Raw genomic sequence first — 25792 nt, 5'->3', positions numbered from 1 at the left:
TAAGAAATTTTTGTCCATGTTACCCATATCATTGATGGTTCTGGTAACCATTTGTTATCTGATCCTTTTGTTTTTAATTGCCTTTATTGGTGATAAATATCAACTGCCCAAGCGATTCAAACCCGTTGTCTACAGCCTCGGCCTGGGGGTGTATTGTACTTCATGGGCATTTTATGGTGTCACCGGGCAGGCCGCGACTACGGGGTGGTGGTTAACACCCACGTATGCTGGGGCAATCATCACCTTTATCCTCGCCTGGCCATTGGTGTTAAAGGTTGCAGAAATCTGTCGTCAGCAGTCGCTGACCTCTTTGGCAGATTTCATCTCGTCCCGATATGGAAAATCAACCCGACTTGCCGGATTGATTACCTTAGTATCTGTATGTGCCATTATTCCCTATATCGCGCTTCAGCTACGTGCGATAACCGATAGTTTTACCGCCGTCACTCAATATCAAGGAGTCACTGGCTGGGTAGATATCTCCCTGGTATTTACCGTGATGCTGGCAATCTTTGCAATTTTATTCGGTACTCGCCGCATTCGCCCATCAGAACAAAATCCTGGCTTGCTACTGGCAATCGGCTTTGAATCCATTGTTAAACTGGTCACATTTTTACTGGTTGGTATCTTTGTCTGCTTCTGGATTTTTGCTTCGCCGACAGAGTTGCTACATGCCGCCAAAGAGCACTCCGCACTCACCGCCATCAAGGCTCCGCCTGGTTATGTTTATCTGACCCAAGCGTTACTTGGCGTGTTGATGATGTTTTGCCTACCCAGACAATTTCACATGGCCTTTATCGAGCAAAAAAGCGAGTTAGAACTGAAAAGTGCGCGCTGGCTATTTCCGTTATTTTTGATCGCATTAAACTTATTTGCCTTACCTATCGCCTATGCCGGCCTAATTCTGTTTGCCAATCAGGATATCGGCAGTGATTCTTTTATGTTGCAGTTGCCAATATACGCAAACAATGATCTGATGACTTTGGTATCTTATCTCGGTGGTTTTTCCGCCGCCACGTCTATGGTTATTGTTGCCACAATAGTGCTTAGCATTATGGTTTCCAACGACCTGATCACCCCGAAACTTCTGGCCCATGAGCAAGGAAAACGAACATCACTTGTCGATAGTCAACAATTGAGTCCGAACCGATTATTGATTATCCGCCGCATTACCATTGCCGTCATTTTATTCGCCGCCTGGGCGTACTATCAATCGATATCGAATTCCGAACTATTGGCGGTCACCGGTCTGATGGCGATGACTTTAGTTGCGCAATTTTCACCGGCAATGCTTCTCGGCTTGCTATGGAGCAAAGCCAATCATAAGGCCGCATATCGCAGTATTGTCATCGGCACTTTAGTCTGGGCATATACGTTACTGCTACCTTCAATGCTGCAAGACTCTCAGTTTTACCAACACTATTTCGCCCAGGGCTTGTTTGGATTTGAATGGCTGATCCCCACCGCACTGTTTACCGTGGATATCGATTTTATCTCCCATGGGGTATTAATGAGCCTAGGCTTAAATATCCTGACATTTATCTATTTTAGCCTGACAACCGCCCCGTCAATGAGTGAACAATTGCAGGCTCGCAACTACATTCGCGTCAAGCACGACAGCGAACATTTCTCTTATGGGAATACGCCTTTAACCTTGGGAGATGTGCGTATTTTGTTGGTTCGATTCTTTGGCGTGACGTACGCCGATACGTTAATCGGAAACTACTATGGCAATAAACAAGTGCATGATGAGTATCTGATTACCGGTGAGTTTGAGGCAAAAGTCGAACAGGAATTATCCGGTGTGATAGGTGGCCCCTCGGCTCGTTTGCTTCTTAATTCCGCAAAAAGCCAGCGCCATGCTCTGGTAAATGATGTGGTCGATATTGTCGATGAAGCCAGTGAATTACTGCGTTTTAATCGTTCCTTGTTACAAGCCACCATTCAAAACGTCAATCAGGGGATTTCGGTCGTCGATAAAGAATTAAGATTAGTCGCCTGGAATCGTCGCTACATCGAAATGTTTAACTACCCGGACGAAGAGATTTTTGTCGGCCGCCCGGTAGAAGAAATTATCCGCTTTAATGCCAACCGCGGCTTTTTCGGGGGAAGTTCGAAACAACAGGAAGTGGAAAAACGCATTACCTACTTACAACAAGGTATTCCCTATCGTTTTCAGCGAGTTCAAAAGTCTGGACAAGTCTATGAAATGAATGGCAACCCGTTACCTGGTGGTGGCTTCGTGACTACCTATGCCGACATTACTGAGTTTGTAAAAACCCAAAAGGCGTTAGAAGAAATCAATGCGCACCTAGAGAGTCGAGTAGAACAACGTACCGAAGATTTGCAGCGATTGAATAAAGCCCTAGGGGAAGCGAAACAGGATGCTGAGCAAGCCAATATCAACAAGTCCCGTTACTTTGCCGCACTAAGCCATGATTTATTGCAACCCTTTAATGCGGCCAATCTGTTTTCGTCCATCTTACAGGAAAAGTGTGACCGTGATGATATTCGCGACCTGAGTAAAAATATCAGTCATTCTCTGGAAAATGCCGAGCAGTTGCTCTCGTCAATTTTAGAACTCACCAAACTCGACGCCGGCACCATTCGCCCACATATTGACGATTTCTATCTGGGCACCTTTTTACAACCCATTTGTGAAGAGTTTAAGATGATGGCCGAAGAAAAAGGACTGGAGTTTCATGCGAATATCGAAAACGTCGGTACCCGCAGTGATAAAACTCTGCTGCGCCGGGTAATTCAAAACTTATTGACCAATGCCATTCGCTACACCTCCCACGGGAAAGTGGAACTTGTCCTTGAGCGTAAGCTCAACTCGATATTCTTACACATAAAAGATAGCGGTATTGGTATACGAGATGAAGATCAACAGCGGATATTTAACGACTTTGAACAAATTAATAAAAACAAGGAACAAGGTCTGGGGCTGGGTCTGGCGATCACATCAAGGATCTGCAAGATCCTTGGTATCGAACTGTCCCTAAAATCTGAGTTTGGTCATGGTAGTGAGTTTAGCATTCAGTTACCGGTGATAATGTTAAGCGATAACCCCATCCCTACGGTGGCGCTCAACCCAGTTAACCCGGTAAACCACCAGGACCTTAAGTCATTAAAAGTATTAATTATTGATAATGATGATGCGGTGCTATCGGCGATGGATAAACGCCTGAGTGAATGGGGATGCCAAGCCTGGCAGGCAAAAGATCAAGATATGGCAGTCCAGGTAACCGAACAACACCAACCGCATTTGATTATTGCTGACTTTCATTTAGACGATGGCGTTACCGGCCTGGAAGTGGTTAAGTTTATACACCAACAAGTCGATAGTGATATTCCGATAATTATGAATAGTGCCGATCACAGTGAAGAAATTCGCGAAGCAATTCGTGAACAGGGTTTTCAGTTTTTGAATAAGCCGGTAAAACCTGCAGCATTAAAACGGACAATTAAACAACTGGTGAAATAGCTAGGCAAAGTACGCATCGCAATGTACGTATCGTAAACGATACTCCGAGTACGTGGCTGAAAAAGCCACTTCGGGAACGCTGATGCATCAGCTGAGGGTAAACGCTGTTTCGAGAACAGCCAAGTCGGAGCGTCACTGCGTAAAGCAATACGGGATCCGGCCATGTGATTATCCTCGAGAGTTTTATCTCGACTCCACCATCGACGTCGTACGTCAACTCCACCCTCGAAGCGTTTTTGCTTCGACTCCACCTTCAAGACATTTATCGTCTTGACTCCACTGCCGCTTCCAAAAACAAAAAAGGACCCGAAGGTCCTTTTTTAAACGCGTTCTTTATTAGAAGCTATACGTGATTTTACCGTAGTAGTATCCGCCGTTATAGTCGAACGGACCACTTTCATAGTACTGACCACCAACACCGTTGAATTCATCAGGAATGCGTTCCGCTTCCTGATCGAAGATGTTGTTCGCACCTAAGGTAAAGGTAAAGTGCTCACTCATGAAGTAACTGACTTCGGCGTCGAACGTGATTGCAGAATCTGCATCTTGGTTCCAACCACCCGGGCCAGCATCATCAGCATGAACCGCCCAGTATTCACCAAAGTAGTTTGCACGAACAAACATGCCGAAAGAATCCCAGCTCTGGCTCACGGTAAAGGTTCCGCGATGCTCAGGCATACCTTCTTCCAAACGTCTTACCTTGTCTGGACCTGTACGTACCGAACCATCATCCTGAACGTCAACGCTATCGACTTCAGTTTTGTTGTAGTTATAGGCCAGGCTGAACCCTGATTCGCCACCAAACATTTCCATGTTGTAGTTAGCAACGACGTCTAAACCAGAAGTCGTGGTATTAAAGTCATTGGCAAAGTAGGTCACCGCTGAAATCAATTCTGGGTTTTGTACACCTGCAGCGCGAAGATCATCATAGTCATCAGCTTCCACGTCGATTTGTGACGTTTGTGCAAGACGATCTTTCACTTCAATGCTGTAGATATCGGCAGTAATAAATAGCTCACCGAATTGTAGAACCGTACCAAAGGTATAACTGGTAGATTCTTCTGGCGTTAAAACTTCCGCGCCATAATACGCTGACAATGGATCGGTCGCTGGTGCAAGGAAAGTTTGAATCAACTCACCATTGATAAGGGATGTCTGGGTGTTAACCACGTTTGCCTGACCAACCGTTGGAGCACGGAAACCCGTACTGTGGGATGCACGCAATGACCAGTCATCCGTGATTGAGAACTGACCCGTGATTTTGTAATCGAAGGTGCTACCAAAACTGTCATAGTCTTCCCAGCGTACTGCGGCACCTGCCATAAATGCGTCACTGAAATAGAATTCAGTATCTAAATACGCAGCAATATTACGACGAGTGTTGACGCCTTGAGATTCAGGACCAAAGCCTTTAAAACCGTGAGAACCGATGTTGAAACCCTGATCGGCATAAGGACCCGCCTTCCAGGAAGATTCTTCACCCGCAATGATTTCAAAGCTTTCTTCGCGCCACTCAAGACCACCCGCGATATTTACTGGTTCATACAAACCAAAGTCAAAACCCTTACTTAAATCAAAGTTAATGGTTTTTTCCAATTGAATGTATTTACCGGTATCAAATTCCGTTGGAGTGCTTAAGCCTAAAGAAGGGTTTAAGGTATTTGCCAGGTTAAAGTCAGATTCGTTACGACCCACCGAGGCACTTAAATCAAAATATACACCATCCATGAAGCCGTCATTAAAATCACCACGTACCCCACCGGTAAGCGATGTATCGGTGATATTACCACCAAATGCTGGTGTATAACCGCCTGGGAAGATTTGGTTCATTGAGAAACAGTTTGGATCCGCAACCATGTCCTGATATGCCTGAGTGTTCAAAACATTATCAACGTTCGCTGGCACGACCGCACAAGTGCGAGGTGCACCGGATGCTTGAGCCACATCACCAACAAGTAAGGTCTCACCACCATCGATGGAATAAACGTTACCACGGTTATGTGGGTTACGATAATAGAAACCACCGGTCACATCACGCTCTGAGTAGTTACCAAATAGATAAACTTCTTTATCAGAACCGATATCCAAACCAACATTACCAAATAGAGTAATATCGTCTTCGATTTCTGGCAGACCCCAGATTTGGGCTGGATTACCAACATCCGTATTACCAGCGGCAATCAAACCTGCAGCATCTGGACGTTGTACACTTCGGGAGGTCGCATCAGCATTTTTCAACTGAAAACTAAAGTTAGCAAAGCCGTCATCACCAAGAGGTAGACCAATGTTACCATCAACCGTGGTTGTACCGCCGTCACCTTCGTAATACTCACCGTATTTGGCTGAAATCGAGCCACCGTCGGCATCATCTTTCAATACGAAGTTCATCACACCCGCAATCGCATCGGAGCCATATTGTGCAGATGCACCATCACGAAGTACTTCGACTTGCTTTAACGCAACCGACGGGATCACTGAGATATCTGGGCCTTGGGCACCATCGTTGACACCACCACCCTGGAAAGCGATAACCGATGCACGGTGACGACGCTTACCGTTAAGTAAAATCAATGTTGAGTCGGAAGATAGACCACGTAGGTTTACCGGGCGAACCAAGGTTGCAGCATCACTGATAGGTTGAGCACGAGCCGCAAATGATGGAACCGATGCGACTAACAGGTCAAGCATATCTGACGAGCCAGACTTTCTTAACTCATCGCCATCAACTACATCGACTGGAACCGGTGAATCAGCGACTGAACGAGGTGCCGCACGACTACCAACGACAACGATTTGTTCGATATCCTCTTCGGCAACCGCTTCTTGAGCAGCTTCTTCTGCTGCCAGTGCCGATTGACTTGATAAAGCCACCGATACTGCCAACGCTAAACTGCGCTTGCTAAATTTAACTGACATATTAACTCCCTGAAATATTTTATTTTTATCATCCATAGTGAAATGTATTGTACGTTGTTGTTTACAATCGGATGAACATCGACTTTTATATAATACTAACGAACTATTTACAACCAATTAACGCCCATCCAGCAAAGCTTTTGTATGAAAAACACGCGAAAAAGATGTAAGCAAAGATGAAAAAAATTAATGTTGCAAACATTTGGCCTCGCGGATGTTCAGCTATATTTACAAATCAAAGGATCTCGTTAAAGATGAAAATGAAACATCCTTGAATCAAACACGACGACTCCCTAACCTAGCATTAAACAATAATAAAAATATCAAACCGTTTGGGTTCCGTGCATTTTGCGCACAAACACCGAAATTCATGGCTCTGATATCACAACAACAAATCTGCTGGTTGCTACCTTCTCACCACTAAACACGGCGAGAAAACGCGGCAAGTAAATCCGGTTAGAAAACCCGGTTAGAAAACAAAGGTTAAATTATGACAATGCGTGAAATTGAATTGCTGATCGATGGTAAAAAAGTGCCGTCAACGTCTCAGCAATACTTAGATGTACTGAACCCAGCGACTCAGGAAGTCGTAGCCAGAGTGCCAATGGCAACCCTGGAAGAAGTGGATGCCGCCGTTGAAAGTGCCCACCGTGCTTTTGCGACGTGGAGTAAAACATCACTGACTAAACGCATGCGTATCATGCTTAAGTTTCAGCAGTTATTGCAGGATCATACCGAGCAAATTGCGGCCTTGATCACCGAAGAGCATGGAAAAACCTTACCCGATGCGGAAGGTGAAGTTGGCCGAGCACTGGAAGCGGTAGAAAACGCCTGCTCGATCACTCGTTTACAGTTAGGCGAAATGGCAAATAACGCGGCCTCGAATGTCGATGTTTATACATTGAATCAGCCACTGGGTGTGGGCGCTGGGATCACGGCATTTAACTTTCCGATAATGCTTCCCGCATTTATGTTCCCGGCAGCGATAGCCTGCGGCAACACCTTCGTATTAAAACCCTCAGAGCAAGATCCATCGTCAACCATGTTAATGGTGGATCTGGCATTACAAGCCGGGGTTCCGCCAGGCGTATTGAACGTCGTTCATGGTGGCCCTGATGTGGTAAACCGTATTTGTGAGCACCCGTTAGTGAAAGCCGTTTCGTTTATCGGTTCGACACCAGTGGGCACCCATATCTACAACCATGCCAGCCAGCACGGCAAGCGCGCACAATGTATGATGGGCGCAAAAAACCATATGGTAGTGATGCCTGATGCGAATAAAGAGCGTGCCATCAATGACATTATCGGTTCTGCTTTCGGGGCTGCGGGTCAACGTTGTATGGCAAACCCGGTAACGATTCTGGTCGGCAATAGTCGCGAATGGTTAGATGAAATCGTCGCTAAAACGAAGACTTTGGTGATCGATGCCGGCACAAATCGCCGTGCCGACTTAGGCCCCGTGGTGTCACCGCAAGCGAAACAGCGCATTATCAATATTTTGAATACCGGTGAACAGCAAGGTGCAACCATGCTGATAGATGGTCGTGATGTTCAAGTACCGGGTTATCCTGATGGTAATTTCATCGGACCGACCTTGTTTACGGACGTAACCACGGATATGGATATTTATCAGCAGGAAATTTTTGGTCCGGCGCTGTGCATTTTACAAGTGGAAACGCTTGATGAAGCGATTGCGATCATCAATGGCAACCCAAATGGTAATGGTACCTCAATCTTTACCTCTTCAGGCTATGTCGCTCGAAAATTTGAAAATGATATTGATGTGGGTCAGGTGGGTATCAATGTGCCAATTCCTGTCCCTGTCGCCTATTTCTCATTTACCGGTTCCCGAGGATCTAAGCTCGGCGATTTGGGGCCAAACGGTAAACAGGTTACGCAATTTTGGACACAGACTAAAACCGTGACCGCGCGGTGGTTTGAGCCAGATCACAGCGAAGGTGATGAAATCCATACGACAATCAGTCTGAAATAAAACCACGGATTTTCATCAATAAAAAAGGGAGCTTTCGCTCCCTTTTTTGACGCTAGATTCTAATATTTAGAATCCAAGCGCTATAACTGTAATGGCGCTCGACTGCCTAGCCCTGGTCCATAGATCATGGCGTTTAATAATAAACGCGCAGTGCCTTTGGTGGCCCCTCGGAAGTTTGGCGAATTGGCAAACAGGATAACCTGGCCGTTACCTTTACGTTCTCGAGTAAGATAGGCGGCATTGGCAATGCGCTGAGCCGCTTCTGGCCACAATAAGCCACTCATCCGCAATGATAAATCATTGCCTTTAGGCACAGTAGACCAACCAATCATCCGCTCTTTGGCATCATCGTTATCGACATGAACACCATAACGAACAACTGCACCGGTAACCGATTTGGTCATCAACAACGGAGCGTTATCGGTAAGCACCGGCAGGATCCGATCAACGCCATAGGTTAACCAGTGTTTTTGATCGGTACGAGTCGCCAATAATGCCCCGGATGGCATAAAGGCTTCGGTCCATTGACTCCATTGAGTGAGCTGTTTTTTATCCATCGGCTTGAGCTCTTTGCTGTTCTGCCATGGATACCAAATACTATCCGCCACCTTGTGCGAGTCGAGCACATTGTCATTTGATATTTTCTCCTGCTCAGACAGCCATTGACGCGTAAGGGCAAGGTTATATTCCTGAATATTTTCGAAACTATCATCAAGTAATTTAGTCTGGATAAAGTCCTTGGCTTTGGCAAATTGAGTAACAGAGCTACCAGTGACAATTAATGTGCCACCGTTATTCACCCAGTTTTCAACCGCCTTTAATGTGCCTTTAGAAAGCTCACCGTACCAACGTCCTGGCACAACCAGAACATTGTATGCACGCAAATCGGCATTGGAAATCATCTCCTGTGCCAGGTGAGAATGGCGTACGCCTAACTGCGTATCAATCAGGTGCCAGATATGACCGTAGTCATAAGGGCTGATACCATTTTGAGTCAACATGGCAATTTGCGGTCTGCGTAGCAATTGAAAATGCTCTGAACCAATATCAGGCAAATCGCCATCACCTAGCCCCTGATTGATTGCCTGAACCTCAGCGCCAGTTTCTTCAGCAACACGTTTTAACGTTTCTAACCAGCCACTTTTGTGGGAATTATCGGCTTGAGTAATCGCCACGGTACCGCGGGCAAAATCAATCTTGTTGTAAAGTCCGGGTTTGTCCAATACCCGGACATTAATATCCTGTTCCAGTAAACGTGCAGCCACACTCACCGAGGCATCATCTGCACCGTCAATCAGATAGGCAATCGCATTTTCCATATCATTAAACTGACTTTTTAGGGCTTGATGTTCTGCCAGACCACCAGACAGGTGCTGACCGACCTGCCAGGCTGAAAGACCATACATCATGGTTAAGTTCCAGGCAGTAGAGTCATACATCACCGAGCTGCCATCACGTAACGTTTTTTGGCGCTCTTCTAATAATACTGAGTCCTTAATATTCGCATCGAATTCTAAAATTGCCGCAATCAAGGGGGCGTTATATTGTCGGTTAGGAATAATAATACTGTTCACCGGAACGGTTTTATTTTTACTCACCTGCCCGAGTTGGTCGGTGACATCGCGAACCTTCAGAGGTTGCTCATTGCGATAATATTTAATGCCCTGAATATCCATCAAATCAAGGAATTGTTGAACGCGAGAGCGGTTATTATTGGCTAAAACGACAAAAGATTGATCGGCGTATTTACTGTTGCGATCAATATGGCTTTTTCGATTTTTTATGTAATCGGAAAAAATCGCTTTACGGTTTTTTTGCAGCGTATCGAGATTCGCTAAGGCGGAATAAAACTGATGATGCACCGATTTTTTGTAACTACGAATGGTGCCATTGCGCAAACGCACACCATCTTCTGCGGTACGGGCCTGCTCATAGAGAATATGGATTGAGCCTCGATATTCAGCATAATTTGAATATCCAGGATACAGGTTTTCAAACCATTCTCCGGTGTAATAAGGCCAGCTTTTTTTATCAAACGCACTGGCTTGATCCTGGGCAAATACTTTACTCCAGCGATTAATGCTGTCGGCAATATGCTCATTTATCGGTTCCCGCGGCGGCCCAAACAAAAAGTTATCCAATGCCCCCATTTCATGACCATCAATCATTAACAATGGATTCCAGTCATTGATCGCTTTAATTCGGCCACGGGATTCTGGATTTACCGCATAGTAAAAATCCCTATTTAAATCAAAATGGTAGTGATTAGTACGACCAAAGGGCCAGACTCCAGAATGTAATAAAGACTGCACATCGAAGTTCGGTGCGGTACTGCGATTTTGTTGCAGTTGTTTGGTAAAACGGGCTCGACCATCTGGATTCATCATCGGGTCGACGATAACCAGCAATTCGTCTAACATCTTTTTGTTGTCCGCATCTTTGCTGGCAAGTAAGTGGTATATCAATGCCAATGCAGAATCCGCTCCGGAAGACTCATTACCATGAATGCTGTATGCCATCCAGGCGGTCGCAGGAGTATCCGTTAGCAGTTGCTCAATCTTATTGTCCGACAACTTTGCCGGCTGACTTAGCGTACTGATATTGCTTTTGATGGTATCAAGTGTCTGAATATTCTCCGAGCTTGATATAACAAGATAATGCAGCGCCCGTCCTTCATAACTTTGCGCATATTCTACCAGCTTAACCCGGTCGCTTTCGGTTGCCCATCGCTTTACCAAGGCATTAATTTGCGCCGGTGTTGCGGTTTTCTGGCCAACATCAAAGCCTAGGAAATCTTCCGGAGTGGTGATGTTATCGAGGTAATCGCCCTGCAATAATGGCGGGTATTCCGCCCCAGGGACTGGGTTGGGTTTCATCAAGACCGTCGCTTGACTCATCAATGTTATGCCTAGTAGGCCTGTCAATAAAAGCCCTTTTAAAAACAGTTTCATAACCTTCCTTATCGTTGTTTTAACTCCACTATAGGTTTCTGGCTGTCAAAGATAAAGAGTAAAGATGGAAATACGCATAGAATATTGAGCCTGATTGGCTTATCTAACATCTTGTAGCAAAAGCATTTAAGCCGCTGCTGCCAGGTTCTTAGGCGTGGCTAGCACTTGATAAGGGTTGTAAAAAATCGGTGGAATAGCGACAGCAATTCGCGGCTCCTGATGCGTGAAAACAATCAGATGCTTTAGCGTTTAAGTCTCACAATGGCGTTGCTGCCGCCCTCACCTGGGCAATTTGCAATGAAACAAATCAAAATACATGAATCGCCTGGCCACACTTAACCCGGTAAATGGCTAAGTCGTAAAAAGCCTAGCGACATTTCTAGTGATTTAATGATCGTTTTTGCTGAGTTGTGCATCCGTTTTTTTGTTTTCAGAATCAACCGAATCAACCGAATCAACCGAATCAACCGAATCAACCGAATCAACCGAATCAACCGAATCAACCGAATCAACCGAATCAACCGAATCAACCGAATCAACAATGATTTCAACTTTCTGATCGTTAGCAAGCACTTCCATACACACTTGATTTCGACCTTCACGTTTGGCCTGGTACAATTTATGATCCGCCAGCTTAACCCAGCTTTGCACTTCATCACTATAGGTTGCCGGAGCCAACAGTGCACCGATACTCGCTGTGACATGAAAGGGTTTGTTTTGTTCGTCATAGATCACCGTTGCGGCGATTGTGCGGCGTAAACGTTCGAGCTTATACGACAGGTTTTGCTCGGTGATCTGTGTCACCATAAGAACGAACTCTTCACCGCCAAAGCGAGCAATTAAATCCGTTTCCCGACTAAATTCTTCGCTCATAATTTCCGACACCACACGTAAACATTCATCACCAGACAGATGTCCGTGTTGGTCATTTACCCCCTTGAAGTGATCAAGGTCGATAAGCACCACCGCCATATTGGTTTGATTACGATATGCTAGTTTGCGATGCAAGCCAAAATGCTCATCAAAATAGCGACGGTTAAACACACCGGTTAAACCATCTTTTTGCGCCAGTTGAGTCAATTTAGCATTGGCTCTTTCCAACTCATCGGTGCGTTCGGCAACTTTATTCTCAAGCTCGGTCTGATATTCGAGAATCTCCGTTTTATTACGCTGCAATTCGGCATAAAGCAAGATAACTTCTTGCGGTGCGCCTTTAAATAAAGGCGCAAATTCAAGCTTATTATTGCGATCAAACTTTTTCAGTTGTTTAAGAATAAACACCATCGGCTGAGTTAATTCCGAACCAATGCGCTGCGCCAGAGAAACGGCGATAAGAAATGCCAGAATTAATAGGGCAAATACCAGGATATATTCTCGTTCAACCTGTTTGACGACGGCAATGGAGTCGACCAATACATAAGCTTGCCAGCCATTTTTCAAATTCCCCTGAGAAAGAAAGTATTCCGCTGAATCGCCTTCCTTGGTTTTAAAACGGACCAATTTGGTTTTACCAAACGCATAATCATTTTCCGCGGAAAACTGAAATGACTTTAACGGTTCAATGCCTAACTGTGGTGAGGCAAACACAACATTACCGACCCGATCGGTAATAATATAGGACATCTTATTTTGCAAATTCGCCGATACCAGCTTAGAGAATTTGCCACTATCCAGAGCTGCCACCAATACTGGTTTATAGCCTGAATAGGAAATGTCTGCGCCGGAAAAATCCAGTGCCTGACTTATGGTAATGATTGGCTTGTCGCCGAGGTATTTCGAGATAAACACTTTCGAAATATAACTGCCAGACGTGACTTGTGCGCCAATGAAAAATTCATCCTGACCCACTTTAACCGTGCCGACTCTGTCCTTAACCTGGTCAATGAGTGCCGATGGACTGGTGTATACTAGGTGTTTGTCGTCTGCAATCAGGGCAATCCCGAGAAAATCTGGATACTTGTTATGAAACTTTTCAACATACGCCAAGCTCTGATCTTTGGTTGCTTGGCGAGTCAGGTCATCCGGATTGGCATTCAGCATAATGGCAAGATTTTCAATCGCCGACTGGTAGGTCTGCAAATAATTATTGGTGGTTTGCACAAAGTGGTGCTTACGTTCAATGATATTTTGCTGAATGATATCGTGCTGGGATTTGATGACCTTATGGCTCACAAAAATTGAAGTGGTGATAATGGAAAAGCTGATTACCAAAGAAGACGCATAGACTAACTGGTTTTGTAATGTGCGAACGGCACGGGGTTGTTGCTGATAGGAAATATCAAACAATGCTGGGAAAAAGTAGACAATTAGGCCCGCAAGACACGCATAAACCAAACCATTAAAAGCCTGTTTTATGGTCGTCAAAAACCATAACTGTTCCGGCATGTTAATTTGATAGAACAATAGCAATGCGGTAAGCGGCATACCAAGGACAAACCAGAAAAGTAAGTCGGCGTACAAAATGTACCAGCCCCGCTTACGCAACCAGGCAATAAACACCGCCTCTAAGCCAAACAGCCAGAAGCCAAAAGGATGTCCCGTTGATTCGGTCAGGGAAATACAGACAATTAATGCACACAACAACGAATAAAGCATGCCAAAACGCATGGCGACGATGACAAAAGCCACATTCCCCAATACCAAATCAATATTATTAAATAATGGGATGGGATAGAAATTCAATGCATAGCCAAATAAAGAGATAAGGGCTACGAACAGAACAGGTTTATACTGCTCTTTAATTTTAACACTAAGCTTTTTCATTTTTTGTTTTTAGCTACAACCACTTAAGTATGGAGCCTGGGGGAAGCTCAGTATGGATTATTTTATTGCGACAATAATTAGGGAGAACAATGCAATTACCCGTCAGTTATCTATAATTTTTTAATCCTGTTTACTTTATTTTAAACATAATCAGATTGCTAGTAATCGTTGATATTTGAGCGAGTAAATGCCCAAATATCCAACACATTTACTCCTTGCCATTGTATTCGTGAGGCGTTAGCTAGTCACAAAGGATGGTGAAAACGATAAATGTCCCAAGCAAATAAAATCATCATCGCCATGATTCTCGGCCTGTGCATTGGTTTTGTCTCTGGCTATAGCAATGATGTGATCGACTATATCGGTCAGGGTTTTGTTATGCTGTTGCAAATGACTGCCCTACCTTATATCGCCGTATCATTGGTATTTGGTATTGGTTCAATGAGTCGTCAACAGGCCAGACGTCTGGCGAAATATGGCGCCGTTTCGTTTGCGATTTTATTGTGTGTCGTGGTTGGTATTGTTTTACTTGCCCCAATTGCATTTCCGGACTGGAATTCTGCCGCATTTTATTCCGCCAGCATTATTCGTGAAAAAGAAACCTCGAATCCATTAGAGTACTTCCTTCCTGCCAACCCTTTTTATGCCATGGCAAACGGCGTCGTTCCGGCAATCGTGGTATTTAGCGTATTTATTGGTATCGGATTTATTGGTATCCACAATAAACGCCGTAGCCTGTATGTGTTTAAAGACATCCGTCAGGCATTAACCCGGGTAACCAACACGGTCATGAAAATGGCACCGTATGGGGTTATTGCTATCGCCTGGAATGCCAGTGCAACGCTTGCCGAAGATGAGATGGATGGCCTTTTGGTCTATTTTGTGACCACCGCCTCAATGGTGTTGTTACTAACGTTTGTCATTCTGCCTTTAATCGTCGCTATTTTTACGCCGTTAACCATCTCTCAGGTTTTTTTGGCCTGTCGTTCAGCCCTAATTACCGGATTTGCCACTGGCAGCATTTTTGTGGTGATACCTGTGATTGCTGAAGACGTAAAAAAACAGTTGATTGCGCACTCACATAGCCACAACTCCAGCACTCGATTGCCGTCAATTATTGCGCCAATTTCCTACAGTTTACCGATGGGGGGAAAATTACTGGTGCTGCTGTTTATCCTGTTTGCGGCCTGGTTTAATGGTGAAGAAATTGCCATTTCTGATTACCCTCGCCTGGTGTTTACCGGCATTTTACAATTGTTTGGTTCACAAATGATCGCCGTACCAAATATCCTCGAACGGTTTTCCATCTCCGCATCCATGTTTGAATTATATGTGGTGGCGGAACAATTGTTGGTCAGTCGTCTGGCGGCCCTACTATCCGTAATGTTTATTACCGTACTTTGTATGCTGATCCCTATGGTCATTATGCATAAAGTGAAGTTCTATCTGCGTCCATTCGTTATTTTTATGATCTCCGTTCCGTTATGTACCTCTTTGGTCCTGGTGGCGCTATCTTTCACTTTCAATTCAATTAGCCATCAATATGAAGGTTACCAAAAGTTCATCGATCGTGATTTGTTATTGCCCGCTGCAAGCGCTCGCGTGCTAAAAGAACCACTACCGGATGAAACACCGGATATCGACTCGATTGAAAATACCATGGAGAGAATCAATGTCCGTGGCGTAATTCGAATGGGGTACTACGCCGATGCATTGCCCTATGCATTTCATAACAAAGATGGCGAGTTGGTGGGATTAGACATTGAAATAGGACATTTGCTCGCGCAAGAACTTGAAGTAGATATTGAATTTATACGCATTAAAAGGCGCAACATAGAAGAGTTCTTAAACCGTGGATATCTGGATATTGTCGCTTCTTTGCCGGTTACGCCGGGGAATTTAATTAATCATAATTTAACCAACCCGCATGTTCAGGAAACCCTGGCGTTATTAGTGCGTGATAACGAGCGCAGTAAATATGGCAATTGGCACCGCATTGTTGAAAACTCTGAGATTGTACTGGGTATGCCGGAAACCTACTACTACGACAGAACCGTAAAGAAAAACATGCCAAATAATGTTGTTCATGAGCTTTCATCGCCACGGCAATTTTTTATCGATGAAGAGCTGGAGATAGATGCGATGATTTATGGCGCTGCCGGTGCGTCGGCCTGGACATTACTGTATCCGGATTATACGGTTGTTATTCCAGAGCCAAGGCTGCCGGAAATGGGAATGGCGTTTCCGGTACAAAAACAGGATTATGAATTCGAGCAGTTTATGAATAACTGGATATCGATGAAAAAAAGTGGCAAAACCATCGATGCTCTTTTCACTTTCTGGATTGAAGGGAAAAAACCGATTGGCTTTGTTCGTTAGCATTCAGCACCATTGGCAGTGGTATTTGATTACAAAATAATGATTCACAAACGCCCGTTAACTGGTTAGAGTGGCGTTAAGTCAATTAGATTGGGAAGAGTAAAATGCAGATTAAAGAATGGGTCGATGAGCTGTTTGAAATTTTCGACGAAAACAAAGATGGAGCCATTAGCCGTAGCGAGTTTGTCGAGCTAATCCATTGTTTGCTACAAGACAAAGGCATACGCATGTGTGAAAGCATTTTCAAAAAATTTGATGCAAATCACGACAATAGCATTTCCAAAGAAGAGCTTACGGAAATGATTATTGATTTAGCGCTGTAAACATTAATACTTTGTCCCGTCCTGAAATAGGTTTACACGTTTAGGACTTAATTATGGACACTTTTTCGCGAAAGGGGCAGATAAGGTTTTCTGCCCCTTTTTTATGTGCGTGCGTTTAGTCTTGGTTTGGCTGAATAATGGCTATTCGTATTTTCTCGGACGTGTGGTTTTAATGGTGGCGATATAAGCGTGCCAGCTGGCGTAACTTAAAATCGGCATAATCACAATAAAGCCAACTGCGGATGTCGCAAACCCAATCAGCACCGAAATTAGAATTAAAGCCGCCCATACAACCATAGTGCTGAGGTTTTTACGTACTGCATTGTACGAGGTGGCAACTGCGGTCATAATATCCACTCTGCGTTCCATCATGATTTGCGGTGTAAAGACAGAAAAAGCAAAAACCACGGCCAATAACACCGCCCCAGCCAGAGTGCCTAACGTTAAAAAGCCGACCATTTCTTCTAAAGAGGGGGTTAAGGTTGTTGGGTACAGTGCATAAATCAAAGCAGCGATACGCATCCAGACCAGCATCATCAGCATTAGCAATATCGCAAACCCCCATTCACCGACAGGGTTTCGAAACATCGATTTCAGGCTATGACGAAACGTTGGCGTATGGCCTTTCTCCAGTTCCCATGCAACATCATAAAGCCCGGTCGCAAATACCGGCCCTATCAGAGCAAACGCCACCGACGCGGGTAAAATTACCAGATGCGTATCCGCGGCCAATACCAGAACAATCAATGCTGCCGGTATCAAACTAAATATGACCCCATAAATCAAAGAAAGCAAAGGTGCTCTGGTAAAGTCATTAACCGCAAGAGCAAGCCAATGAAATGGAGCGGACTGGGCAACGGGATGACAATCTATCGCCTTAGCAAACTTGCGTTGCACAAAGTAATCATCTGGTCGATCTTCGAGTGCATCACTGAATTCAGACTTAGCGTCTTGTTCAGTATCTTTCACATCCTTAGAGCCGGCGGTATGATCAACTGGCATATAACCTCCTAACAACTATTTGCCTGATACAGTTCTATATACGTTACCTTGTGCCGTAAAGTTTAGACTAAATGCCGTATCTACGCTCTTTGCTGATCTGCGGCAATTTTCTCAATCGCACCAATGCGTTGGTGTAAGCTCGGTTTATCAATCGGATAAGCGCTAAGTGCCTGGGGTAAATTAGGCGTGAGCAAAAACTGAAAATTTTCAACCTGCTGATAGCTCGGATCTAACCAGGCAGATAACAGGCCTGGATGCCTGGGGAGTATCAATGGCATTGCTTTTGAGTGGATATGACGCAATTTATCGTGGGGAGGCAAGGTAATAATTGAGCACGACAGCCGCACTTCACCGGTTTGCGGATGTACCCATTGGCGGTAAAGCCCCCCGAATGCAAGGGCCTCACCAGGTAGCGCTTCCATATCATAATAATGAACGGGCTTTTTATTCTGAAATTCCGTTTCACCGAAGCCTTTTGCCGGGATGATGCAGCGACTCTGTCGAAATGGGATATAACCCGCACTACGAGGGACATTTAACTTGTCATAGCGGGTATTAAAGCTGGTATAGCGCGATGGTTTAAAGCCTTGCTCATTTTTGTCCAGTAACAACCACCAAGTCGCATCATCGATTACCCGTTGGCCTTCGTTCTGGCGAATAATGGAAATCGTATCCGTTGCTCTTTTAAAACGTCCCCAATGAATATTCTCCCGCGGGCTTTCCACGCCTAACCAATTGATCAACTCCATCACAAAAGGATCATCACTGATATTTAATCGTCCGCACATAGTACTTATTGCCTTGCATAAATAAAAAGATCGAATATACTGTACATTCATACAGGTATTTAGTCATGAATAAGTTAATTAAAGATCTCCAGCATCGCCATTTAGTGTGGCATGGTGCGGTAAAAACACCAGAACCCGAACTAGAATCTTCCGGTTATTCCGAGCTTGATCAACACCTTAACGGTGGTTTAATTAAAGCTGGAGCCATTGAAATATTAACCGAAACAGGTATCGGTGAGCTACGACTATTATTGCCAACACTCACCGCAGATCCGGATCGTTTGCTGATTTTTATTAATCCACCAGGGCATGTAAATGCCACCATGCTTGCGGCACAAAAGGTAGATTTACAACATGTTGTCATAATTACTCCCGAACAAGAAAAAGATGCATTGTGGTCGACGGAAGAATGCCTGAAAAGTGGTGCTTGCGGTTCCGTATTATTGTGGTTAGATCAAGCCATTGAAATTCATCAGGTGAAACGTCTGCAACTTGCGGCTGAGAAAGGCGCAAGCCGAGTCTTTATGTTGCGCCAAAAGCGCTATGAAACGCTGTCATTACCGCTGGATTTAAGCCTGTCCCTATCGGCGAGTCCTGCTGGGGTTGACGCACAAATTAATAAGCGCAAGCGTGGCTGGCCATCGAAAGCGTTTCATATTGATATGCAGCGTCATTGGCCGTCCCTGACCTTAGGGGAGATCCCCGATAACCTGATTTATTTTCCTGCATCGAAAGCCGGTTAATCTTATGCTGTGGCTGTACCTTCATTTCCCGTCGCTACAACTGGATAGTCTTTATCAAACGGATAACGCGCTGCCTGTTGCCATCGTACACGGTCGAAAAAGTGATGTTGTACAGCGGAATGAAAATGCGAAAAAATCCGGTATCAAAATTGGCATGGGCCTTGGTTCAGCCGCGGCTTTATGTCCGGACCTACAGGTACTGGCATACGATGAGAAACAGGAAACAGCAAAACTGACTCATATTGCCCAATGGTTATATCTGGTTACTGCGGATATCAGTTTGTATCCACCTAATGGGTTACTGCTAAGGGTAAGTCATATGCTGAGTCTTTATCAGGGGCTGGATAACTATTGGCAAGTACTCACAAAACATTTACAGCGACTGAACTTAAGATACGAGTACGGATGTGGTTACTCGCCTTATGCGGCCAAATTATTGGCGATGAGCGCATCGAATCAACTTAACGACAACAAACAACAGATAGACAACTTGCTCGGTTCAATGCCACTGCAGGTAACGGATTTAACCAAAAAAGTGGTGAATCATCTGGGCCGTGTTGGGGTCCAGAGTATTGGCGATCTACTGCGTTTACCGCTAACCGACATCGCCAAACGTTTTGATATAGAGCTAGTTACATATATAGGGCGCCTAACCGGCCAACTAAGACACCCAGTGGATTTTTATCACCCTCCGGAAACATTCAAACACTACCTGGAATTAATGTTTGAAATATCCAACCTTCAGTATTTACAAAAACCCCTGTTTAAGGTTTTTCATTTACTAGAACAATTTTTACGCTTTCGGGATAAACATGCCGGACAACTAAATATTGAATTACATCTACGAGATAGCGAAAGCGTGCATTTCCAGGTTCATAGCGCCGAAGGGGAATATCAGGCGAAACGGTGGCTGAATTTAAGCCAGTTAACACTGGAGTCGATCAAAGTCAGTGCACCGGTTATTGCCATTACGGTTGAGGCGATGCAAATTCGAGGCAATGATTTTCGAGTGATGGATATGTTTAGCAAACATTGTGGTGCAATTTCTGCCAACGAACTGGTTTCTCGATTACAAGCTAAATTAGGCAAAGGCCGAGTACAAGGAGTTACTCAAGTTGATGATCATCGTCCGGAATTATCTACGATTCCTTGCCCGCCATTACAAAAACACTCAACCATAAAGCCAACCAAAACCAGCGCCACGGTTTTACAACCAAGCTTTATTTTACCGCAGCCCTTACCCGTGCAGGAGAAAATGAATATTCAACATGGTCCCGAACGCATCGTGGCCGGCTGGTGGGATAAACACCCCGTGACCCGTGATTATTTTATTGCCCGAAACTCAAAAGGACAGTGGTTGTGGATATTTCGAACCTCAGGCCAAAGCTGGTTTGTCCATGGTTTATTCAGTTGAATCGGTTAGCCTGACCATCGATTAATGGAGTTAAACACTTGAGCTACGCAGAGTTATTTTGCCAAAGTAATTTTTCTTTCCTGCAGGGCGCTTCACACCCTGAGGAATTGGTCCATCAGGCGGAATTTTTAGGTTATCAAGCTCTGGCAATCACTGATGAATGCTCTGTGGCAGGCGTTGTCCGAGCTCATACGGTAATTAAGAATAATCAGTTAGGGATCCGTTTACTCGTTGGTAGCATGTTCTGGTTAGAGCAACAGTTACAAGTAATTCTGCTGTGTCCAAATCGTCAGGCCTACGCCGAGCTTTGCCGCATTATCAGTAATTCCAGGCGACGCAGTAACAAAGGAGAGTATCAACTTGCCCAATGGGACCTAATGTCGATAAAGCATTGTTTAATTTTGTGGTTACCAACAGCCACGGCTTCGGATCATGAATGGGGGGAATGGCTGTGTAAATATCACCATGAGCGATTATGGCTCGGTTATCAACGCCATTTAAGTGCAGACGATGAAAGGTATAAACATCACTGTCAGCAATTGGCGAAACAATTTGAGCTGCCAATCACCGTATGTGGCGGTGTATTAATGCACAACGCCAATCGATTAGCGGTACAACATACCCTAACGTCCATAAGTAATGGCATTCCCATTGAGCAACTTGGTAAAGATCTTCTTCCCAATGCAGAACGCGCGTTACGCAGTCAGCAAAAGCTTAAACGCTTATTTCCCTTGGATTGGTTGCAGGAAACTCAAAAGATTGCAGAACGATGCACCTTTAATCTGCAAGAATTGCGCTATGAATACCCCGCCGAACTTGTGCCTGAAGGCATATCGGCAATGCACTATTTGCGCCAGTTAGTGAAACAAGGGTCAAAACGACGCTTTCCGGATGGCGTGCCAAGCCATATCCAGCAGGTTATTGATAAAGAACTTAGCTTAATTGAAGAGCTCAATTACCCTTTTTATTTTATTACTATCCACGATATCGTCCAGTTTGCGCAGCGAGCGCAGATCCTCTATCAGGGGCGAGGTTCTGCGGCCAACTCCATTGTCTGTTATTGTCTGGAGATCACCTCGGTAGACCCGCGACAAATTTCGGTATTATTTGAACGCTTTATTTCCAAAGAACGCGACGAGCCCCCAGATATCGATGTCGATTTTGAGCACCAGCGCCGAGAAGAGGTGATCCAATATATTTACCAAAAATACGGCAGAGAGCGCACCGCAATTGCCGCAACCGTAATCAGTTATCGTTTAAAAAGCGCTATTCGTGAAGTGGGTAAAGCGTTAGGGATCGCTTTGCCACAGTTAGAGTTTTTTATTAAAAACATCAACCGCCGTGATAAACATTTAGGCTGGCAAGGGCAAATTGTTGAATTAGGGTTACAGCCAGAGTCCGATAAAGGTCGCCACTTTATTCATCTGGTTAACGAGTTGATCGGTTTTCCTCGCCACTTGTCCCAACATGTCGGAGGGTTTGTGATTTCTTCAGGCCCTTTATATGAGTTAGTCCCGGTCGAGAATGCGGCAATGCAAAATCGCACCGTAATTCAATGGGACAAGGATGACTTAGAATCCTTAGGCTTATTAAAGGTCGATGTCCTCGCGTTAGGCATGCTAAGTGCCATTCGCAAATGCTTCACTCTTATTGAAACATTAGAAAATCGCTCATTGAGTATTGCTGACATCACCCGACTGCAAGATGATAAAAACGTCTATGCCATGATACAAAAAGCCGATACCGTCGGTGTATTTCAAATCGAATCGCGGGCACAAATGAGTATGCTGCCGAGATTAAAACCCGCTTGTTATTATGATCTGGTTATTCAAATCGCGATTGTCCGCCCAGGGCCTATTCAAGGCGATATGGTGCACCCCTTTTTAAAACGTCGTAGTGGTATTGAGGCCATTGAATATCCCTCCGAAGCTGTCAAAGCCGTGCTAGAGCGAACCTTAGGGGTACCAATTTTTCAAGAACAAGTCATTAAACTGGCGATGGTCGCGGCAGGGTTTAGCGGTGGTGAAGCAGATCAATTGCGCCGGGCGATGGCGAGCTGGAAAAAAAATGGTCAACTGGCTAGGTTTAAAACCAAACTTATCAGCGGGATGCAGCAAAGAGGTTACCCGACAGAATTTGCCGAGCGACTATTCGAACAAATTTGTGGTTTTGGCGAATATGGTTTCCCCGAAAGCCATTCCGCCTCCTTCGCCGTACTCGCCTATGTATCAGCCTGGTTAAAATATTATTATCCGGCGATGTTTTATGCCAGTGTATTAAATAGCTTACCAATGGGATTTTATAGTGCTTCACAACTGATTCAGGATGCCCATCGCCATAATATTCAGATACTCCCCGTTTGCGTAAATACATCCGAATACGATCATAGTGTTGTTCATAGGCAGAACGATTATGCTATTCGATTAGGTTTACGCATTATTAAAGGTTTATCCTCTAAGGCTTGTATAACGTTACTGGAACATCGCCCTGAGCAAGGCTACCAAACGTTAAATCAATTGCACCGACTCGCCATCAATAACAAAGACTTACAAAACCTGGCAAGTGCAAATGCATTACAAACCATAACCGGTAATCGCTACCAAAGCCGCTGGGCGTTAATGAATAATGAAAGTAATTTACCCTTGTTCAAACAAGCTAACATCAATGAAGCTCATGCTTTTTCACCAACGGATGTTGAAACATTGAATGAAGATTACGCCGCCACGGGGTTAACCTTAAACTCACATCCAATCACATTGTTAGAACAGGCTGGTCGCTTGTCCGGTTTCATCCGTATGAATGAGTTGTCGGGTAGAACCCATAAGTCTTTGGTGACAGTTGTGGGCGTAGTCACTGGTAGGCAATCTCCGGGGACTGCATCTGGGGTTACATTTATGACTTTAGAAGATGATACTGGCAATATTAACGTCGTGGTATGGGCAGGCACCGCCAGAGCCCAAAAACAGGCATTTTTGTCCGCAAAGGTATTGGAAGTAAAAGGCATACTGGAACGCGAGGGCGAAGTGATCCATATTATCGCCGGTAAGTTAATTGACCGCAGCGAACAACTATCACTATTAACGACTCAATCCAGAGATTTTCACTAAATGGGTATTGATTAGTTTATGCAAGGTACAGGCAGAAAAAACCGTTCCTATCAAGTCAAAAAGAACGGCATCAAAGATGAGTATATTGATCGCCAGGTATTGGCCCTACATGTTGCCATTACCGAAAAGATGCTACGCCAGATTGAGTTAGTCCCGCAGGTACGACAAACATTAGAAAAGCGCCGAGAGCTTGGTCGTATTGGATATGGTGCATATATCACCTGGGACAGTATTTTGGATATCATTGAACATCCAAACGACTTTCGTGCCGCCATGCTAGAGAACACACCGAAAATGCGTCGCCTGCGCCGCAAAACCCCATTTGTTAACATCTTAACCGAAGAAGAACGCCAAAAAGCTCTATTAGACAACGCAACTGGTATTCTGACGAGTCTTGATAATCTATATTAAAACCTAAATATGGAAATAATTAAGACACCCAACCTAAATACTACAAACTACCTAGACACCCACCTCAGCAATTGAAATAACTTATCTAGACACCCATCATTAGATAAGGAAATTTAAATTGGTCCCCGAATCAATAGCGTACTTTTGCTTTTCCAACATAAAAGCTTTTAAACAACAAACGAATTTAAAACAAAACAACAAAGCGTTGGCTGCTTTTGTAAAAAATATCTTCGTTGACAAAATATAAACGTGAAGAGTCTCGACAAAAATAGATATTTATTTGTCCTTCGAACTTGAATGGTTATTTGAAAAGTTGTTGGCAATTAAAAAAATTGGGGCGTCGCGTTCTATTTTGCATTTCACAAAACTCTGTAAGAGAAGATATTTGCCCAACTACACCTTTAAAATGTTGTTCAAAACCTGTCGTCAAACGGATCCAATTTTTAGGAGAAATATTTAATCGAGAAAGTATATCTGGCAAGTTACAATCGATGTATCCGGAGACATTATCTCGTATCACTCGACCAGTCAGATCAACCAACTCCGCATAGTCTTTAAATAAAAAAGGTAACCCTTTCGGCATGTCTCGTCTTGGATTACCGACAAAACTCATTAACGACTTGGGTTGTTTTCCAGTTTCGGCAGCCGCAATTCGCCGTTTAATACTTGTATACTCTGACGTTTCAGGTGATTTAGCACCTGCTGCTCTAATCGGATTCAAATCAACGTAGGCCATACAGGCAGCTAATGCCGAATCATCCAATAATGCCTGACTGGTAAATCTTCCTTCCCAAAATCGTCCAGTACACTCATCCTCCGCATTTGCCATTCTGGCTATCGGTTCATTTAATAAACGCATAAACCAACTGATGTCTGACAGGCGATTCCGGTAAACAGAAATCGTTTCTTTTAGTGTCGATTCTAAATGCTCTTCTACTTTCCCTTCGAGAGCATACTTTCGAGTAACCATGGTACCTCGACAAACCTGATGCCAACAATTTAGTACATCTAAGTCACTCATATCCCTAGCCTTGTCGATATCTACGTGAAGTACAACATGACAATGATTGCTCATCACCGCATAAGCACAGACATCAATACAAAATGCCTGTGACAAATACAATAGGCGTTCTTCAATCCATCCACGCCTATGGTCATAACTAATGTTGGTAACTTTATCTTTACCACATAAATAAGCACGGCGTACACATCGACTTATACAGTGGTAGTAGGGTGTGGCCTGCAGACATACCTGTTGTTTTCGAGGGGTTGGCATTGTTCCATTCCTTGGAAACTTTTACTTAATTTTAGATTAGCTAAATTAAGAGTTTCCGCCAGTGCTGGAAATTTTCTTTTGGCATCTCGAAACCAACCTATATCGACAGAAATAGTGACGTAGTATTGGGTGTCTAGTTTAACAACGATGGGGTGTCTAGTTTAACAACGGATGTATAGTTTGCTGATACAAATGAATGGGGCGATACGGTGGGTGTCTAATTTAAGCGCTGATACAAA

At 44.3% G+C, this 25792-nt stretch carries 14 protein-coding genes; 8 read left to right on the top strand and 6 right to left on the bottom strand.

The genetic code is table 11. The annotated features are described in order from the left end of the window. Window positions 1-16: 16 nt before the first annotated feature. The gene (locus FE810_RS10215) at window positions 17-3487 is read left to right on the top strand and encodes a PAS domain-containing hybrid sensor histidine kinase/response regulator (RefSeq protein ID WP_138319961.1); all 3471 of its coding nucleotides are present in this window, start codon (window positions 17-19) and stop codon (window positions 3485-3487) included. A gap of 336 nt (window positions 3488-3823) precedes the next feature. Here the strand turns inward: FE810_RS10215 and FE810_RS10210 are convergent, their stop codons facing one another. After that, on the bottom strand, window positions 3824-6403 hold the full coding sequence (locus FE810_RS10210; RefSeq protein WP_138319960.1) for a TonB-dependent receptor plug domain-containing protein: 2580 nt from the start codon (window positions 6401-6403) through the stop codon (window positions 3824-3826). 496 nt (window positions 6404-6899) lie between these two features. On the opposite strand from FE810_RS10210, the gene FE810_RS10205 reads away from it, so the two are divergent. Next, on the top strand, window positions 6900-8396 hold the full coding sequence (locus tag FE810_RS10205; RefSeq protein ID WP_212744498.1) for a CoA-acylating methylmalonate-semialdehyde dehydrogenase: 1497 nt from the start codon (window positions 6900-6902) through the stop codon (window positions 8394-8396). An 80-nt stretch (window positions 8397-8476) separates the two neighbouring features. On the opposite strand, the gene FE810_RS10200 is transcribed toward FE810_RS10205, so the two are convergent. Both FE810_RS10200 and FE810_RS10195 read right to left on the bottom strand, forming a co-directional pair. After that, entirely contained in the window at window positions 8477-11347 is a 2871-nt protein-coding gene (locus tag FE810_RS10200; protein ID WP_138319958.1) for a M14 family zinc carboxypeptidase, read from the bottom strand. 387 nt (window positions 11348-11734) lie between these two features. After that, on the bottom strand, window positions 11735-14110 hold the full coding sequence (locus FE810_RS10195; protein ID WP_138319957.1) for a diguanylate cyclase: 2376 nt from the start codon (window positions 14108-14110) through the stop codon (window positions 11735-11737). 270 nt (window positions 14111-14380) lie between these two features. On the opposite strand from FE810_RS10195, the gene FE810_RS10190 reads away from it, so the two are divergent. Continuing rightward, window positions 14381-16489, top strand: coding sequence for a cation:dicarboxylate symporter family transporter (locus FE810_RS10190; protein WP_138319956.1), 2109 nt, complete (start codon window positions 14381-14383; stop codon window positions 16487-16489). Window positions 16490-16593: 104 nt separating this feature from the next. Next, window positions 16594-16812 (top strand): EF-hand domain-containing protein, encoded by a 219-nt coding sequence (locus FE810_RS10185; RefSeq protein ID WP_138319955.1) that lies wholly within the window; start codon window positions 16594-16596, stop codon window positions 16810-16812. A gap of 141 nt (window positions 16813-16953) precedes the next feature. Here FE810_RS10185 and FE810_RS10180 read toward each other — a convergent pair whose 3' ends face one another. Beyond that, window positions 16954-17814 (bottom strand): DUF2189 domain-containing protein, encoded by an 861-nt coding sequence (locus FE810_RS10180; RefSeq protein WP_138319954.1) that lies wholly within the window; start codon window positions 17812-17814, stop codon window positions 16954-16956. Window positions 17815-17894: 80 nt separating this feature from the next. After that, window positions 17895-18602, bottom strand: a complete 708-nt coding sequence (locus tag FE810_RS10175) for an SOS response-associated peptidase family protein (RefSeq protein WP_138319953.1) — start codon at window positions 18600-18602, stop codon at window positions 17895-17897. A 65-nt stretch (window positions 18603-18667) separates the two neighbouring features. Between FE810_RS10175 and imuA the strand changes: the two genes are divergently transcribed. From imuA to FE810_RS10155, 4 genes are read left to right on the top strand one after another with little or no spacing between them, the layout of a single operon-like run. Beyond that, a complete protein-coding gene (gene imuA / locus FE810_RS10170; protein ID WP_138319952.1) occupies window positions 18668-19345 on the top strand; it encodes a translesion DNA synthesis-associated protein ImuA in 678 nt (225 codons plus the stop codon). 4 nt (window positions 19346-19349) lie between these two features. Further along, the gene (locus FE810_RS10165; RefSeq protein ID WP_138319951.1) at window positions 19350-20759 is read left to right on the top strand and encodes a Y-family DNA polymerase; all 1410 of its coding nucleotides are present in this window, start codon (window positions 19350-19352) and stop codon (window positions 20757-20759) included. 38 nt (window positions 20760-20797) lie between these two features. Next, complete coding sequence (locus tag FE810_RS10160) at window positions 20798-23866, top strand: error-prone DNA polymerase (protein WP_138319950.1); 3069 nt, start codon at window positions 20798-20800, stop codon at window positions 23864-23866. Between the two features lie 18 nt (window positions 23867-23884). After that, on the top strand, window positions 23885-24277 hold the full coding sequence (locus FE810_RS10155; protein ID WP_138319949.1) for a hypothetical protein: 393 nt from the start codon (window positions 23885-23887) through the stop codon (window positions 24275-24277). A 301-nt stretch (window positions 24278-24578) separates the two neighbouring features. Here FE810_RS10155 and FE810_RS10150 read toward each other — a convergent pair whose 3' ends face one another. Further along, window positions 24579-25553, bottom strand: a complete 975-nt coding sequence (locus tag FE810_RS10150; RefSeq protein ID WP_138319948.1) for a transposase — start codon at window positions 25551-25553, stop codon at window positions 24579-24581. Window positions 25554-25792: the final 239 nt, after the last annotated feature.

The organism is Thalassotalea litorea (genome assembly GCF_005843925.1).
GTDB lineage: Bacteria > Pseudomonadota > Gammaproteobacteria > Enterobacterales > Alteromonadaceae > Thalassotalea_A > Thalassotalea_A litorea_A.
This window is presented reverse-complemented; position numbering and strand designations above follow the sequence as displayed.

Bases quoted from the DNA above. Each gene is read 5' to 3' on its own strand.
- FE810_RS10215 (WP_138319961.1), top strand. From the start codon at position 17: ATGTTACCCATATCATTGATGGTTCTGGTAACCATTTGTTATCTGATC.
- FE810_RS10210 (WP_138319960.1), bottom strand. From the start codon at position 6,403: ATGTCAGTTAAATTTAGCAAGCGCAGTTTAGCGTTGGCAGTATCGGTG.
- FE810_RS10205 (WP_212744498.1), top strand. From the start codon at position 6,900: ATGCGTGAAATTGAATTGCTGATCGATGGTAAAAAAGTGCCGTCAACG.
- FE810_RS10200 (WP_138319958.1), bottom strand. From the start codon at position 11,347: ATGAAACTGTTTTTAAAAGGGCTTTTATTGACAGGCCTACTAGGCATA.
- FE810_RS10195 (WP_138319957.1), bottom strand. From the start codon at position 14,110: ATGAAAAAGCTTAGTGTTAAAATTAAAGAGCAGTATAAACCTGTTCTG.
- FE810_RS10190 (WP_138319956.1), top strand. From the start codon at position 14,381: ATGTCCCAAGCAAATAAAATCATCATCGCCATGATTCTCGGCCTGTGC.
- FE810_RS10185 (WP_138319955.1), top strand. From the start codon at position 16,594: ATGCAGATTAAAGAATGGGTCGATGAGCTGTTTGAAATTTTCGACGAA.
- FE810_RS10180 (WP_138319954.1), bottom strand. From the start codon at position 17,814: ATGCCAGTTGATCATACCGCCGGCTCTAAGGATGTGAAAGATACTGAA.
- FE810_RS10175 (WP_138319953.1), bottom strand. From the start codon at position 18,602: ATGTGCGGACGATTAAATATCAGTGATGATCCTTTTGTGATGGAGTTG.
- imuA (WP_138319952.1), top strand. From the start codon at position 18,668: ATGAATAAGTTAATTAAAGATCTCCAGCATCGCCATTTAGTGTGGCAT.
- FE810_RS10165 (WP_138319951.1), top strand. From the start codon at position 19,350: ATGCTGTGGCTGTACCTTCATTTCCCGTCGCTACAACTGGATAGTCTT.
- FE810_RS10155 (WP_138319949.1), top strand. From the start codon at position 23,885: ATGCAAGGTACAGGCAGAAAAAACCGTTCCTATCAAGTCAAAAAGAAC.
- FE810_RS10150 (WP_138319948.1), bottom strand. From the start codon at position 25,553: ATGCCAACCCCTCGAAAACAACAGGTATGTCTGCAGGCCACACCCTAC.